Source organism: Nocardiopsis sp. EMB25 (genome assembly GCF_026797795.1).
Lineage (GTDB): Bacteria > Actinomycetota > Actinomycetes > Streptosporangiales > Streptosporangiaceae > Nocardiopsis > Nocardiopsis lucentensis.
This window is the reverse complement of sequence record NZ_JAMTDN010000001.1, coordinates 4,355,597-4,371,209: the sequence shown is the minus strand read 5'-3', so window position 1 is coordinate 4,371,209 and position 15,613 is coordinate 4,355,597. Positions and strand designations below refer to the sequence as shown.

12 protein-coding genes are annotated in these 15,613 nt (G+C 71.7%); 8 read left to right on the top strand and 4 right to left on the bottom strand.

What is annotated here, in order from left to right; all coding sequences use genetic code 11:
* Positions 1 to 51 precede the first annotated feature (51 nt).
* Positions 52 to 417: an STAS domain-containing protein gene (locus tag KIK06_RS19005; protein ID WP_017601922.1), complete on the top strand. Its 366-nt coding sequence runs from the start codon at positions 52 to 54 to the stop codon at positions 415 to 417.
* A 135-nt stretch (positions 418 to 552) separates the two neighbouring features.
* Here the strand turns inward: KIK06_RS19005 and glmS are convergent, their stop codons facing one another.
* On the bottom strand, positions 553 to 2,406 hold the full coding sequence (glmS, locus tag KIK06_RS19000; protein WP_083924394.1) for a glutamine--fructose-6-phosphate transaminase (isomerizing): 1,854 nt from the start codon (positions 2,404 to 2,406) through the stop codon (positions 553 to 555).
* A 333-nt stretch (positions 2,407 to 2,739) separates the two neighbouring features.
* Between glmS and coaA the strand changes: the two genes are divergently transcribed.
* Both coaA and KIK06_RS18990 read left to right on the top strand, forming a co-directional pair.
* Positions 2,740 to 3,645, top strand: coding sequence for a type I pantothenate kinase (gene coaA, locus KIK06_RS18995; RefSeq protein WP_017601920.1), 906 nt, complete (start codon positions 2,740 to 2,742; stop codon positions 3,643 to 3,645).
* Between the two features lie 384 nt (positions 3,646 to 4,029).
* A complete protein-coding gene (locus tag KIK06_RS18990; RefSeq protein ID WP_268644534.1) occupies positions 4,030 to 6,162 on the top strand; it encodes a HelD family protein in 2,133 nt (710 codons plus the stop codon).
* A gap of 10 nt (positions 6,163 to 6,172) precedes the next feature.
* On the opposite strand, the gene KIK06_RS18985 is transcribed toward KIK06_RS18990, so the two are convergent.
* Complete coding sequence (locus tag KIK06_RS18985; protein ID WP_268644532.1) at positions 6,173 to 6,895, bottom strand: DUF998 domain-containing protein; 723 nt, start codon at positions 6,893 to 6,895, stop codon at positions 6,173 to 6,175.
* 245 nt (positions 6,896 to 7,140) lie between these two features.
* Between KIK06_RS18985 and KIK06_RS18980 the strand changes: the two genes are divergently transcribed.
* Positions 7,141 to 8,052, top strand: coding sequence for a universal stress protein (locus tag KIK06_RS18980; RefSeq protein ID WP_026128199.1), 912 nt, complete (start codon positions 7,141 to 7,143; stop codon positions 8,050 to 8,052).
* 27 nt (positions 8,053 to 8,079) lie between these two features.
* Here KIK06_RS18980 and KIK06_RS18975 read toward each other — a convergent pair whose 3' ends face one another.
* Both KIK06_RS18975 and KIK06_RS18970 read right to left on the bottom strand, forming a co-directional pair.
* On the bottom strand, positions 8,080 to 9,537 hold the full coding sequence (locus KIK06_RS18975) for an NADH-quinone oxidoreductase subunit NuoF family protein (RefSeq protein WP_268644530.1): 1,458 nt from the start codon (positions 9,535 to 9,537) through the stop codon (positions 8,080 to 8,082).
* Positions 9,534 to 10,019 (bottom strand): hypothetical protein, encoded by a 486-nt coding sequence (locus KIK06_RS18970; RefSeq protein ID WP_268644527.1) that lies wholly within the window; start codon positions 10,017 to 10,019, stop codon positions 9,534 to 9,536. Before KIK06_RS18970 ends, KIK06_RS18975 begins: the two co-directional genes overlap by 4 nt.
* Before the next feature lie 649 nt (positions 10,020 to 10,668).
* Between KIK06_RS18970 and KIK06_RS18965 the strand changes: the two genes are divergently transcribed.
* From KIK06_RS18965 to KIK06_RS18950, 4 genes are all read left to right on the top strand, one after another.
* The gene (locus KIK06_RS18965) at positions 10,669 to 11,358 is read left to right on the top strand and encodes a COG4315 family predicted lipoprotein (protein ID WP_268644525.1); all 690 of its coding nucleotides are present in this window, start codon (positions 10,669 to 10,671) and stop codon (positions 11,356 to 11,358) included.
* Between the two features lie 5 nt (positions 11,359 to 11,363).
* On the top strand, positions 11,364 to 12,074 hold the full coding sequence (locus KIK06_RS18960) for a DUF4142 domain-containing protein (protein ID WP_268644523.1): 711 nt from the start codon (positions 11,364 to 11,366) through the stop codon (positions 12,072 to 12,074).
* A 212-nt stretch (positions 12,075 to 12,286) separates the two neighbouring features.
* Complete coding sequence (locus KIK06_RS18955; RefSeq protein ID WP_268644521.1) at positions 12,287 to 13,447, top strand: DUF1996 domain-containing protein; 1,161 nt, start codon at positions 12,287 to 12,289, stop codon at positions 13,445 to 13,447.
* A gap of 331 nt (positions 13,448 to 13,778) precedes the next feature.
* Complete coding sequence (locus KIK06_RS18950) at positions 13,779 to 15,587, top strand: phosphoenolpyruvate carboxykinase (GTP) (RefSeq protein WP_026128198.1); 1,809 nt, start codon at positions 13,779 to 13,781, stop codon at positions 15,585 to 15,587.
* The last annotated feature ends 26 nt before the right edge of the window (positions 15,588 to 15,613 follow it).

Here is a 15,613-nt window from a genome sequence, read left to right as displayed (position 1 = left end):
CCGGCGGCGCCTTGATGAGAGTTCTCTTCCATCCGAGCCCGGGAGCGAGGCGTGGCCGTGCTGGACACGGAGCGGAACCGGTTCGCGTGCGGTGGGACCACCGTCGTCGAACTGGACGGTGAGATCGACCTGGCCACGGCGGACCAGGTGTACGCCCGTCTCGCGGGCGCGGCGGCCGACGGGTGCGTGATCGCGGACCTGTCCGCGGTGGAGTTCATCGACGCCTCCGGGGTGAACGCCCTCATCGCCGCCCTGCACACCGCGACCAAGGCGCGGCACCACCTCGTCCTGGCCTCCCCGCCCCGTCAGCTGTCGCGGATCCTCGACGTCCTGTCGCTGCGCTGCCTCCTGACCACCCACGCCGACGTGGCCGCCGCACACGCCGCGCACGAGTGCGCCGCCGCCCGGAGCCGCTGAGCGATGGCTCCCGGAGGCCGCTTCCTCCGGGAGCGACCCCCCGGACCGGCGGGCACACCCCGAGAGCGCGAACGGGGTGCGCCCGGTGGGGACGGAACTCCCCCGGGCGCACCCCGTTCCCCGTCCGGTGGAGGGCTACTCCACGGTGACGCTCTTGGCCAGGTTGCGCGGCTGGTCCACGTCGTTGCCCTTGGCCAGGGCCAGCTCGCACGCGAACACCTGCATCGGGATCGTCGACACGATCGGCTGGAGCAGGGTCGGCACCGCCGGGATCTCGATCAGCACGTCCGAGTACGGCCGCACCGACTCGTCGCCCTCCTCGGCGATCACGATCGTGCGGGCGCCGCGTGCGCGGACCTCCTGGATGTTGGACACGATCTTGTCGTGCAGCACGCCGCGGCCCTTCGGCGACGGCACCACCACGACGACCGGCAGGCCGTCCTCGATCAGAGCGATCGGGCCGTGCTTCAGCTCGCCCGCCGCGAACGCCTCCGCGTGCATGTAGGCGAGCTCCTTGAGCTTGAGCGCGCCCTCCATGGCCACCGGGTACCCGACGTGGCGGCCCAGGAACAGCACCGTGTCGGCGTCGGCCAGCGACCGCGCCAGGTCCCGCACCGGGCCCACGGTGTCCAGGACCCGCTCGACCTGTTCCGGCATGGTGGCCAGCTGCGCGATGACCGCGTTGATCTCGTCGCCGAACTTCAGCCCCCGCACCTGCGCCAGGTACAGGCCGATCAGGTAGCACGCCGCCAGCTGCGTCAGGAAGGTCTTGGTCGCGGCGACCCCCACCTCCGGGCCCGCGTGCGTGTACAGCACGCCGTCCGACTCGCGGGGGATGGTCGACCCGTTGACGTTGCAGATGGCCAGCACCCGGGCGCGCTGCTCGCGGGCGTAGCGCACCGCCATCAGGGTGTCCATGCTCTCGCCGGACTGGGAGATGGCGATGACCAGTGTCTGCTGGTTCAGGATCGGGTCGCGGTAGCGGAACTCGCTGGCCACCTCGACCTCGCACGGGATGCGGCACCAGTGCTCGATGGCGTACTTGGCGATCAGCCCCGCGTGGTAGGAGGTGCCGCACGCGATGATGACGATCTTCTCGACCGTGCGCAGCTCCTCGGGCGTCAGCCGCATCTCGTCGAGGGTCAGCTGACCGTCCATCGTGACGCGGCCCAGGAGGGTGTCGGCCACCGCCTGCGGCTGCTCGACGATCTCCTTGAGCATGAAGTAGTCGTAGCCGCCCTTCTCGGCGGCCGACGCGTCCCAGTCCACGTGGTACTCGCGCACCTCGACCGGGTTGCCGTCGTAGTCCGTGACGACCACGGAGTCCGCACGCAGCTCCACGACCTGGTCCTGGCCCAGTTCGACGGCCTCGCGGGTGTGCGCGATGAACGCCGCGACATCGCTGGCCAGGAAGTTCTCGCCCTCGCCCCGGCCGACGACCAGCGGCGAGTTGCGGCGGGCCGCGACCACCAGGCCGGGGTCGTCGACGGAGGTCGCCACGAGCGTGAACGCGCCCTCCAGGCGGCGGCACACCGCGCGCATGGCCGCGGGCAGGTCACCGTCGCCGCGCCGCTTCAGCTCGGTGGCGAGCAGGTGGGCGGTGACCTCGGTGTCGGTCTCGGAGGTGAACTTGCAGCCCAGGTCCTCCAGCTCGACGCGCAGGGCGGCGAAGTTCTCGATGATGCCGTTGTGCACCACCGCGACCCGGTGGTCGTTGTCCACGTGGGGGTGGGCGTTGACGTCGTTGGGTGCGCCGTGGGTCGCCCAACGCGTGTGCCCGATGCCCGCGCCGTCCCCGGGCATCGGATGGTTCTCCAGGGCCTGGCGCAGGTTGGCGAGCTTGCCCGCCCGCTTCTCGGTGTGCAGCGCGCCCTCGCCCTGCACAGCGACACCCGCGGAGTCATATCCGCGGTACTCCAACCTCGCGAGGCCGTTCACGACGACCTCAAGCGCCGGTTGCGGCCCGACGTAGCCAACGATTCCGCACATGAGCGCCAGCGTAGGTGAAAGCGGACGGTAAATCGACCAACCAGTGCCCCATACCACTGGTCGTTTTCGCAGGTAACGGTATAGACCATTTGGTGTATGGGGGGTAGACCGCGCAGGTCGGGGGCAGGGTGTTCACGCAGAGTGGATCCCCGCTCGTCACTCCCGGGCCCGGCAGAATTTTTTCCGGGTCGGCCACGTGAACGTGTGGTTTCGAGCACGTTCCCGCCCCAGGCGAGGGGCTAGGGGGGACCGGCTGCCAGGTGCGCTCCGGAGCCTCGTCTAGGGTGGTCAACCGTGTCTTACGCGACGAAGAACGGCGTCTCCTCGCCGTACGTGGAGCTCGACAGGGACGCCTGGGCGGCCCTGCGCGCGTCCACGCCGCTGTCCCTGACCGAGGCGGACCTGGCCGCTCTGCGCGGCACCACCGACCCCACGTCCCTGGACGACGTGCGGGACGTCTACCTGCCCCTGTCGCGACTGCTCAACCTCTACGTGGGCGCCACACAGCAGCGGCACGCCGCCGTCCGCGCCTTCCTGGGGGAGGCCGACCGGCCCTCCCCCTTCATCATCGGCGTCGCGGGCAGCGTCGCGGTCGGCAAGTCCACGACCGCGCGTCTCCTGCGCTCCCTGCTCGCCCAGTGGCCCAACCACCCCGACGTGGAACTGGTCAGCACGGACAACTTCCTCTACCCGAACGACGTGCTCCAGTCGCGCGGGCTGATGCGCCGCAAGGGCTTCCCCGAGAGCTACGACCGGCGCGCGCTGGTGCGCTTCGTGTCGGAGATGAAGGCGGGCGCCGAGCGGATCGACATCCCCGTCTACTCCCACCTGGCCTACGACGTCGTCCCCGGGGAGCGCCAGACCGTCCGCCGGCCGGACATCCTCATCGTCGAAGGCATCAACGTCCTCCAGTCCGCCACCGCCGGACACCTGGCCGTGGCCGACTTCTTCGACTTCTCCCTCTACGTCGACGCCCGGGTCGAGAACATCCGCAACTGGTACCTCGACCGCTTCCGGGAGCTGCGCCGCACCGCCTTCGCCGACCCGCGCTCCTACTTCCACCACATGGCCACGACCATCGGCGAGGAGGAGGCCGTGGAGTTCGCGGCCAACACGTGGCGCACCATCAACGAGGTCAACCTGGTGGAGAACATCCGCCCGACCCGAGGCCGCGCCACCCTGGTCCTGTACAAGGGCGACGACCACCGCGTCCAGCGGGTCCGCCTGCGCAAGACCTGACTGTGCTCTTCGCGCGCTCGTTGCCTCGCGTCGGGGCTCGGGGCGTGCAGAACCGGGATTCTTCGTCGTCGCCCTCGCCTGGCTCGTTCCTCGCCGGCGTCTCGGCTCCTCCTGTAGAACCCGGTACGCCCCTCGCTGTGCTCTTCGCGCGCTCGTTGCCTCGTGTCGGGGCTCGGGGCGTGCAGAACCGGGATCCTTCGTCACCGGGGTTTGCCGTCGGGCTCCCGCGACGGTTAGGGTAAGGCTCCTTTTCCGGCCGCGCCCCCTGGGGTGTCGTGCGCTCTGACGGATCGGAACGAACCGGGCCTTCCACGGCGACCGGGGCGGGACCCGCGCACGCGCGCGGCCGCGCCATGTCCCGCCGAGCCCCTCCGAGGTCCGCCCATGACCACGACCGATCCTTCCGCCGTGCCCGTGAGCCCCGAACTCCAGGCCGAACGCGACCACCTCGCCGCCGCCCACGCGGCCCTGGCCCGGATGCGCGAGGAGGTCCAGAACACCTCCCTCATGCTCGGTGACGTCGTCAACGACAAGGTCACCAACGCCGCCCTCCAACGCGGCCGCGAGCGCCGGCTCGCCGCCCTGGCCGACGTCCCCGGAGCCCCGCTGTTCTTCGGCCGCCTCGACTTCGACCCCGGCACGGTCTTCGTGGACGACGACCCCGCGCCCTCACCGGACCAGGACCCCGACCGGGTGCACATCGGCCGCCGCCACGTCCACGACGCCGACGGCCGCCCCATGGTCCTGGACTGGCGGGCGCCCCTGTGCGTCGCCTACTACCGGGCCTCTCCCACCGACCGCATGGGAGTCCTCAACCGCCGCCGCTACGGCTTCGGCGCCACGGCGAACGACGACGGAACCGGGGCCGTCCTCACCGCCTTCGAGGACGAACCCCTCACGGCCGCCGACGCCGGTGAGGCGCCCGCCGACGGCCTGCTCGCCGCCGAGATCGAACGGCCCCGCACCGGACCGATGCGCGACATCGTCGCCACCATCCAGCCCGAACAGGACGACCTGGTCCGGGCCCCGCTGGAGACCACCCTGTGCGTCCAGGGCGCCCCCGGCACCGGGAAGACCGCCGTCGGCCTCCACCGCGTCGCCTTCCTCCTCTACACCGAGCGCGAACGCCTCGCCCGCTCCGGCGTGGCGATCATCGGCCCCAACCGCTCCTTCCTCTCCTACATCCGCGACGTCCTGCCCGCCCTCGGCGAGGTCGACGTCGCCCAGGCCACGGTCACCGAGCTGCTCACCGCCGACCTTCCCGAACGCTCTCGCCCCGCCGCCGGATGGGTGCGCCGGACCGAGGAACCCGACGCCGCCCGGACCAAGGGCGAGGCCCGGATGGCCGAGGTCCTGCGCCGCGACCTGTGGTCCCACCTGCGCGACCCCGAGGAACCCGTGGTGGTCCGCCGGGGCGCGCGCCGCTGGCGCCTGTACCCCGAGGACCTGCGCCCCCTCCTGGACGAGCTGGCCGAACGCGGTGTGGCCTACGGGGCGGGCCGTGAACTGCTCTCCCACCGCATCGCCCACACCGTGCTGTCGCTCATGGAGTCCGCCGGGGAGGTCTGCGACGACCGCACGCACGCCCAGGTGCGACGCGACCCCGCGGTCAGGTCGGCGGTCAACGCCCTGTGGCCCAAGGCCGATCCCCTCAAGCTCGTCCTGGGCCTGCTCACCGACCCCGAGCGGCTCGCCCGTGCCGCCGACGGCGTGCTCAGCCCCGACGAGCAGAGGTCCGTCCTCCTGCCCGGCCGGCCGCGCGGCCCCAAGTCGGCGCGGTGGTCGGAGGAGGACCTGGCCCTGGTGGACGAAGCGGCGGCGCTGATCGAACGCCCCGCCGGCCTGGGGCACATCGTCGTGGACGAGGCCCAGGACCTCAGCCCCATGCAGTGCCGCGCGATCGGTCGGCGCTGCGTGTCGGGGTCGCTGACCGTGCTCGGCGACGTCGCCCAGGGCACCAGCCCCTCGGCGGCGAGGAACTGGTCCACGCTCCTGGAACACCTGGGCAAGCCCACCGGTCACCTGCGGGTCCTCGACCGGGGTTACCGCGTTCCCGCGCAGATCATCGACTTCGCCGCCCGTCTGCTGCCCACCATCGCCCCCGGTCTGGGCGTGCCGTCGGCCGTCCGCCGGGCGGAGGGCTCGCTGACCGTCACCGCCGCCGACGGGCCGCTCGCCTCCGCGGTCGCCGAGGCCTGCCGCGACGCGCTCGAGGGGGAGGGTTCGGTGGGACTGATCGCCGCCGACCACGAACTCTCCGCCCTACGCGACGCCCTGGCCGCGGAGGGGCTGTCCGCCCCGCTCCTCGGTGAGGCCGACCTGGACGCGGGCCGCCTGGTGGCGGTACCCGCGAGCCTGGCCAAGGGCCTGGAGTTCGACGCCGTCGTGGTCGCCGAACCCGCCTCCGTGGTGGCGGCGGAGGAGCGCGGGGCCAACCGGCTCTACGTGGTGCTCACCCGTGCGGTGAGCACGCTCCACGTGGTGCACTCCCGGCCGCTCCCCGAGGAGCTCCGGTGAGGTGCGCCCGTCAGCGGGCGACGGCGGTCTCCTGACCGTCGTGCGCCCGTTTCCAGGGGCCGGGGACGATTCCGGCGGTGAGCAGCCACAGCGCGACCGTCACCAGGTGCGCGCGTTGCACCAGTCCCAGCGCGACCCCGGGGTCGCCGTCGCCGGAGGACCAGTACAGGATCCCGGCCAGGATCAGGACGGCGACGGCCGACACCGCCTGGAGGGCGGCCATCACCGCCACGAACGGCCACGCCGGGTCGTCGGCGTTCCACCGGTTCACCGCCAGAGCGATCACGCTCACCAGCGCCGTCACGACCGCCGCCACCGACAGCAGGGCCTGGGCGAGGGTGGCCCCCTGCCCGCCCTCCACCAGTGACTCGGCGGCGCACGCGACGTCGGTGGAGACCCGGCAGGCGCCCGGCATCAGTGACGTGGCCAGGGAGATCGCGCCGAACGCGGCCATCGACCACCAGGAGACCAGCAACCAGCGACGCGTCTGCCTCGTCCCCAGGGACAGTCCCAGTGCGGCCGCCACGATGACCAGGATCGACGCGGTGCGGTGGGTGCTGTCCAGGAACTCGCCGAAGGGTGAGCCCGGCTCCGCCAGCGCCCCCTGCGCGGCTCCGCCGCCGGGCAGGACGACCTCCAGGACCCAGAGGCTGTAGACCACGGCCGCCGCCACGGCGGCGACCCTTCCGTCCCGGTAGTCCCAGTGCAGACTCGCGGTGCTCGTGTCAGGCATGGCGCCCTCCCGTTCCGCCGGCGGCGTCTTCTCCCCCATGAGACGCGGCGGGGCCCGTTCACGTTCCGTTCCCCTGCGGAACACGGGTCGTCTTCGAACCTACGTCACCCAACTCGCGGCGGCACCGTTATCCGCGGGTGCGTGTTGGCGCGTCATGATCGAAGTAAGGGGGATCATCAGACACTGCGCGCGTGACCGTCGGGAACCGCGCGGAACGGGACACGTCCGACAGGAAGGCACACGTGATGGACGGTGCGGCCACGACACGGTGGCTGATCGTGGGGGTGGACGGCAGTGACTCCAGCCGGCACGCGCTGGAGTGGACGGCCCACCAGGCCGTGCTGCGCGGGTTCGGTCTGCGGATCGTCGTGGCGGCCTGTTCCCCCGCCTCCGTGGGCGTCTTCGACGCGCCCGTCCCCGACGAGGAACCCGTGGAGGCGGGTGGGACGGACGCCACCGCCGCCGAGCGCCTGCTGGCGTACGCCGCCGACTGGGTGTCCCGGCTCTTCCCCGAGCTGGAGGTGGCCCCCGTGCTGTCGCGGGACCGCCCACTGGAGGCACTGCTCACGGAGGCGGGCAACCCCGGCGCCGCGGCGGTCGTGGTCGGCTCGCGCGGGCTCAGCGGCTTCCTCGCCGCGTTCGTGGGGTCGGTCGGGATCGAGCTGGCCGCCCGCTCTCCCGTCCCCGTCGTGGTCATGCCGCACGAGCACGCCTCCGCGCACGGCGTCCGCGGGCGCGTGATCGTCGGTGTGGACGGCTCCGAACCCAGCCGCCGGGCCGTGGAGTTCGGCTTCGCCCAGGCGGAGTTCGCCGACACCGAGCTGGTCGCCGTCAGCGCCTGGCAGCCCCTGGTGGCCTTCGCCGCGGCCACCGGCCCCATCCCGCCCGAGCTGTTCGACGACGCCACGGCCGCCGAGGCGGCGCGCCAGTCCCTGGAGGAGGAGATCGTCGAGGCCCGGCTGCGGCATCCCGGCGTGTCCGTGGTCCCCCGGGTCGTGCGCGCCCATCCGGTGGTCGCGCTGCTCGAGGAGGCCACCCCCGCCGACCTGATCGTGGTCGGTTCCCGGGGACGCGGCGGAGTGCGGGGTCTGCTGCTCGGTTCGGTGAGCCACTCCGTCCTCCACGGTGCGAAGGGGCCCGTCGCGATACTGCGCTGACCGGTCGCCCGCGCCCCGACCGTCCCCTCATCCCTGGGAGCTCAGGCGCAGCGCCAGGGCCGGGCACATGCGCACGGCCAGTTCGGCGTCGGCCGCCAGGGCGTCCGGCACGGTGACGCGCTGGTCCTCGGGGTAGCCGTTGCGGTCCAGCCGGATCAGGTCCGGCAACAGCTCCGCGCACAGTCCGTGCCCGTCGCAGCGCGACCAGTCCAACGACAGCCGTGTCCGGCGGTCGGTCGAACCGTCCGCCAAGGGCAACAGGCCGGAGACGGGACGTCCGCAGCCGCCTTCGCGCGCGTGCTCGGACACGTCCTCCCCGAACACCGCCAGCGCGCTGCGCGCGAAGAGGGCGCTTCCGTCCGGGTGCGCGCAGGCGCCTCTTCCCTCACCCACCGCCGCCGCGGCCAGGGCGGGCTCCGGCCCGCTCTCCCCCGTGACCAGTGCGGAGAACGATTCGGCCAGCGCGGGCAGTCCGCGCAGGCACGGGCCGCACTGGCCCGCGCTCTCCCCGGCCAGGTACCGCAGGACCCGCGCGACCTCCCCCAGCGGACAGGTCGTCCGAGGCAGGGGGAGGACCACCCCGGCGCCCAGGGTGCCGCCCGCGTCCGCCACCTCCGCGTGCGAGAGGCGGACCCGGTCCGCGACGTCGGGGGAGAGCCAGGCTCCGTGGTAGCCGCCGACGAGCACGGCCTGGCCCGGGGCCGTGTCACACATGTGCAGTACCTGGACCAGAGGGGTTCCGGCGGGCGCCTCCACGACGACGGATCCGCCGACCGTGAGCAGGACCGTGCCCGGTTGGTCGGCCGTCCCCACCGACGCGTACTGGTAGGCCCCGCCGAGAGCGAGCAGTGCCGCGTGCGCGTAGGTCTCGGCGTTGGACAGCAGGGTGGGCAGGCCCGCGACGCCGTTCTCGCTGGTGCGTCGGGGCTGGCCGGGTGGGACGGGGGGACCGCCGTTGATGCCTTGGACCAGGGCGCCGGACTGCCCGGACACGAACCGGTGCGGCATCTGGACCAGCCGCAGGCCCAGCGCGGACCGGCGTTCGGCCACCGCCGCGCGCAGTGACTCCCGAACCGGATCGTCGTCGGCTCCGGAGGGCGCGCGGTCGGCGATCCCCACCACGACCTCGGGCGCCCCGAGGGCGTGGGCGGCCAGCTCGGCGCCGTCGAGCACGAGGTGGGGCAGGCGTTCGAGGAGCATCCGGTCCTTGGCGCTGCCGGGCTCGCCCTCGACCGCGTTGACCACCACGCGCGCGGGTGCCCGCCGACGGAGCGCGGACCGCAGCACCGACCGGAGCTTGCGGGCGAAGGGGAACCCGGCTCCTCCGCGTCCGGGCAGCGCGCCGAGCTCGGTGAGGGTGATGAGGTCGTCGGCGGTCATCTTCGGGAGCTCGCCGTGCAGGCGCACGTGTGTGTCGTGGTCGACGCGCTCGTGTTCGTCCAGCCCCGTGGTCAGTCGCGGACGGCCGAGGGTGAGGGTGATCATGGGCGCCTCCTCCGGTGGGGTGACGGTCGGCGGACCGGTTCCGGGGCGGGGGCGGAACCGGGGGGTGACAGCTGCTCGGAGGCGGCGCGCACCTCGCCGGGGCCGCTGGACGCGGGGCGGACGGTCACCACCAGCCGCAGCACGAGGGCGCAGCAGACGGCCGACAGGCACAGCAGGTAGGCGATCACGACCCAGGTCGGGGCGGCGCGTCCCACGGTCAACCCGTGCACCAGGCCCAGGGGCCAGGACAGGTAGGCGGCCAGATGCGTCACCCGCCAGACCCATGGGCGGCGGGTCCCGGTGAACCAGCCGCGCAGGATCCCGGTGACGGTGATGACGACCAACAGATCGGCGGCGATGATTCCATAGGCGACCGCCGGATCGGTGCCGAACGGAAGCAATGCGTTGAAGGCGTTCAGCCGGGTGTGCGAGATCTGTAGGACGACATGGGGAAGGAGGAACCCCATGGAAATCAGCGCCATTGACTTGTGGGATGATTGGTGGATTATGCGTAGTCGTGGAGTGCTGATAATGCGGTCAGTGGCGATAATGCCAAGGGCCGTTGTCACAGTGAGTCCGACAAGCGATATCACGCCGGAATAGGTCCAGAGGACATCCTGGACGGCACGCGTCACCACGATGTTCTCCGGCACGACCAGTGCCAGGAAGGCGTTCGCAGCAACCGCTCCGAACAGGATGGACGCCCATATCCACGGTCGTGGTCGCCGTGTTGGGCGATGACGGATCAGATGTCTGATATTCAGAGGATTGCCGCTGGGTGTGCGGCTCCTTGCGAACATGCTGTCCACCCCTTTCGGCGCCGGGTGGTGTGCGTCCACGCGGCGCGTGCGAATTGGTGGGAGGTTTGCGAGTCGCGCTCGTGGCGGCCGAAGGTAGCACCGCGCGGCGGTCTCCGCCAGTTGTTTCGCCGGATTCCCCGGTGGGTCCGTGGCTGTCAAGTGCCTGGGCGGATTTTTTTCGGTATGCAAAGACCCAGTTCAGTCGTGGGATAGGGGAGTGGGAGCGCTTCCCAATGTTTTGTGAATCGATGTGAGGGGCCATACTGGCCGACATCCGGGCGATCACGGTCAGATAAAGGGGCCCGGTAACTTAGCCCGATGGGAGAGGCATGTGAACACTGAGGCGAAGGGTGCCAAGGCCCTCGGCCTGGCCCTGTTCCTGCTGGTCACCGCATGTTCCACCGACGATCTCGCTCCGCCCCCAGCCGGCTCCGGGCCCGGGGACGAGAGCTCCGAGGAGGCCGCCGACCCCGGCGGGTCCGACACCGGAGCGACCGACGGAGGAGGCGGCGTCGCCGCCCTCGGAACGGTCTGGGACGAGCGGTTCGGCGACGTCCTCACGGACGGGGAGGGCAACGTCCTCTACCGGTTCGCCGACGACGAGGCCAACCGCTCCACCTGCGTCGACGGGTGCGCCGAGAACTGGCCACCGCTGCACGTCACCGACGAGGGCGCACCCGTGAGCGCCGACGGCGCGGCCACGGCCGACCTCGTCGACACGATCGAGCGCGATGACGGGTCGTTACAGCTGACCTACGCCGAATGGCCGCTGTACACCTATGCCGGCGACGCCGCCCCGGGGGACGTCAACGGCCAGGGCGTGGGCGGCGCGTGGTACGTCGTCGATCCCTCCGGCCGGATGGTCACCGGCGCTCAGGACGGGGCTGACGGCTCCGCCGACACCGATGGTTCCGCCGACTCCGGAGGTGGGACGGACGGCTACGGCTACGACGGCGACTACCGTCCCGCGCCCGCCCATCGAGTGACGGCCCCGGGCGTCCCCGCTCGGTCCGGGACCTGATCACGATGGAGCCACGCGACACCCCGTACCACCCGGGGGGAGCCCGACGCGCCGATCTCGACGCCCTCCCCGACCGGCGGCGGCCGGGATGGCGCTCCCCGCGTTCGATCGAGCTCCTCGGCGTGGTCGGTTTCCTCGTCCTGGCCTCGATGACGGTGTTCATGATCGCCCCGAACGGCACCACGGGTGTTTCGGGCGTGTTCTGGAACGACTGGGTCAGTACCGAGTTCGGGCCGCTCGGCCCGGCCGACGTCGACGCCCTCGTCAAGGTCCGCCAGGCCGGCCTGTGGGAGATCCCCGTGGGCCAGCAGGCCCGGGACCGGGCCCAGCTCGATCGCGTCCGCGAGGTGGGCGGGATCCTCGCCGAGGACCACATCCTCATGGACGAGCAGGTGCGCGAGGCCGCGGCCCGGCTCGACGTGCGGTTGCCCAGCGAGCCCAACCCGAACCAGCAGCGCTGGATGGACGAGCTGTCGGAGTTGTCCGGGGCCGAGTTCGACCGGGTCTTCGCCAACCGGCTGCGCGCCGCGCACGGCGAGGTCCTCGCGGTCCTGGCCGAGGTCAGGGCCGGAACCCGCAACGAGCTCGTCCGCTCCTTTTGCCAGCACGGGATGCTCATGGTGCTGCGGCACATCACGCTGTTGGAGAGCACCGGTCTCGTGGAGTACGAGGAGTTGCCCGCGCCCCGTCCCCCGGAGCGGCGCCCCCTGCCCTGAGGCCCGCCACCGGCCGGAGCCTCCGCGCTGGAGGGCGGGCGCCCACCCGTCGCCCGCCGCCGCTCGTCAACCGCCACCCCCACAGGGGCCCGAAGGGGCTCCGGCGCCCCCGTCCACACCCACCGCGCCGACCCCTTCGGGCCCCGCCCCTTTCGTGTCCACCCCGCTGTCACGCGGTGGGAGCCGCGTGTCCGACCACGAGGAGTACGAGAATGACGGACGAACGGCCACGACCACGATCACCGAGGCGGCTCCGCCGACGCGGGCGCCGCCGCGTCCTCGGCGGGGCGGCGGCCCTGCTCCTGGTCTCCGGAGGTCTGGCGGCGGTCCTCGCCGACGCCGGCCCCTCGACGGAGGGGCGGTTGGCGTCGTCCGAGGCCGACCGCTCCTCCTGGCCCCCCGAGGGCCGCCGCCCCGGCGGCCCCTTCGCGGAGGACTTCGCCCCCATCGGCCAGGCGCCGCCGCGCGAGGGCGACCCCGAGCCCGGCCCGGACGCCTCCACCGGCAGGTTCACCGTCGACTGCGGCGTCAACGAGAACGGTCTGCGCAACTCCGAGAACGTCATCGTGGCCCCGGGCGTGCCCAACGGCGCCCAGCACACACACGACTACGTCGGAAACCAGGACGTCGACCGGTTCACCGACGACGTCGGCGTGAACAACGCGATCCTCGCCCGGGGGGAGACGACCTGTGCGGGCGGTGACCGGTCCATGCACTACTGGCCGGTGCTGCGCGACACCACCGTGCCGGGCGATGACGCCGACCGGCCCGGCGGCGGCCTGGACGGCAACGTGGGGCGGATCCTCACGCCCTCCTCGGTCACCATCGAGTTCCTCGGCAACGCGCGGGGGCCGGTGGTCGCGATGCCGGAGTTCCTCCAGATCATCACCGGCAACGCCCGCGCCGCCACGCAGGAGGGGGAGAACGCCAACGCGCGGTGGACCTGCACGGGGTTCGGGGACCGCGCGTTCACCGACCGCTACCCGCTCTGCCCCGAGGGCAGCGACGTCGTGCGCGTCTTCGACTTCCCGAGCTGCTGGGACGGGGAGGGCGTCGAGAGCGCGGACAACCGTTCGCACATCGTCTTCCCGGAGGAGGACGGCGGCTGCCCGGACGGGTTCACGGCCGTGCCGCGCCTGCGTCAGACGTTGGTGTACGAGGTGCCCGACGGCCCGAACTTCGCCGTGGACGGTTTCCCCGAGGAGCGGCACGACCCGATCACCGACCACTCCGACCACATCAACGTGATGCCGCGCGAGCTCATGGCGGATGTGGTCGACTGCCTGAACGGCGGCCTGGACTGCTCCCCGTCCTCCTCACCGGGTGCCGTTCCCCGTCCGTACGCCCCCACATGGGAGAACGAGCGGTGGTGACGCGGCTCCTGGAGAGAAAGGTCTAGTGGCTTCCGGCGGCGGCCGGTGCCCGTCATGTGACGAAGAGCACCGGCCGCCGCCGCTGGTTGTGGCTGGTGGGGCAATCGCCCCGTGTTCTGGGAAAAGCCGCCCCCACCTGTGTCGGAACGTGACCTCGGAGGGTGGCGTCCGGCACGCTGGTACACGACACGAATCCCTTGCTGTGCAGCGGAATCCGGGGCCACTCGTCTACATATTTAGACCATTGGCCTATACCAATTGGTCACTACCCCGCGTCGTCGTTCATGATGCGAGAGATCTCGACCTTCGAAGAGGAGCGGCTGTGACTGACGTGGGTATCGATGTGGGTGTTGCCCCGACCGACCATGAGGAGCTGGTCTCATGGGTGCGCGAGGTGGCTGAGCTCACGCAGCCGGACGCGGTCGTGTGGTGCGACGGATCCGACGAGGAGTGGACCCGTCTCACCGACCTGCTCGTCGAGCAGGGCACGTTCACCCGCCTCAACCCGGAGAAACGGCCGAACAGCTTCTACTGCACGTCCGACCCCACCGACGTCGCCCGGGTGGAGGACCGCACCTTCATCTGCTCCGAGCGCGAGGAGGACGCGGGCCCCACGAACAACTGGATCGCCCCCGACGAGATGCGCGCCACCTTCGGCGAGGTCTTCAGGGGCGCCATGCGCGGCCGCACCATGTACGTCGTGCCGTTCTGCATGGGCCCGCTCGGCGGCGACATCTCCCAGCTGGGCGTCGAGATCACCGACTCGCCCTACGTCGTGGTGTCCATGCGGATCATGGCCCGCATGGGATCGGCGGCCCTGCGCCTCATCGAGGAGCGCGGTGACTTCGTCAAGGCCGTCCACTCCGTCGGCGCCCCCCTGGAGCCCGGCCAGCAGGACGTTCCCTGGCCGTGCAACAGCACCAAGTACATCTCGCACTTCCCCGAGACGCGGGAGATCTGGTCCTACGGGTCCGGCTACGGCGGCAACGCCCTCCTCGGCAAGAAGTGCTACGCGCTGCGCATCGCCTCGGTCATGGCCCGTGACGAGGGCTGGCTGGCCGAGCACATGCTCATCCTCAAGGTCACCTCCCCCGAGGGGAAGTCGCACTACATCGCCGCCGCCTTCCCGAGCGCCTGTGGCAAGACCAACCTCGCCATGCTCCAGCCGACCATCCCCGGTTGGAAGGTCGAGACCGTCGGCGACGACATCGCCTGGATGCGCTTCGACTCCGAGGGGCAGCTCCGCGCGATCAACCCCGAGGCGGGCTTCTTCGGCGTCGCGCCCGGAACCGGCGTCGAGACCAACGCCAACGCCATCGACACGCTGTGGGGCAACAGCATCTTCACCAACGTCGCCCTCACCGACGACGGCGACGTGTGGTGGGAGGGGCTCACCGAGGAGCCGCCCGCACACCTGACCGACTGGAAGGGCCGCGACTGGACTCCGGACTCCCCCGAGCCCGCCGCCCACCCGAACTCCCGCTTCACCACCCCGGCCGGGCAGGCGCCGACCATCGCCTCCGAGTGGGAGGACCCGGCCGGCGTGCCGATCTCGGCCATCCTGTTCGGCGGCCGACGCGCCACCGCCGTGCCTCTGGTCACCGAGTCCCTGAGCTGGCGGCACGGCGTCTACATGGGCGCCAACGTCTCCTCCGAGAAGACCGCCGCGGCGGAGGGCACCGTCGGCGAGCTGCGCCGCGACCCCTTCGCCATGCTGCCCTTCTGCGGCTACAACATGGGCGACTACTTCGCCCACTGGCTGCGGGTGGGCGCGGGCGCCGACCAGGCCAAGCTGCCGACGATCTTCTACGTGAACTGGTTCCGCAAGGACGCCGGCGGCCGCTTCGTCTGGCCCGGGTTCGGTGAGAACAGCCGCGTGATCAAGTGGATCGTGGAGCGTCTGGAGGGCCGGGCCGAGGCGGTCGGCACCCCGATCGGCAACGTGCCGACCCTCGACGGGATCGACACCGAGGGCCTGGAGCTGTCCCGCGAGGACCTGGAGTTCCTGCTCTCCGTCGACCGCGACATCTGGAAGCAGGAGGCCGCCCTGGTCCCCGAGTTCTTCAAGACCTTCGGAGACCACCTTCCCAGCGAGCTCTGGGACGAGTACCACGCACTGCTGGACCGACTCGGCCAGTAGACGTCCCCGCCGACCCCGCCTTCCGC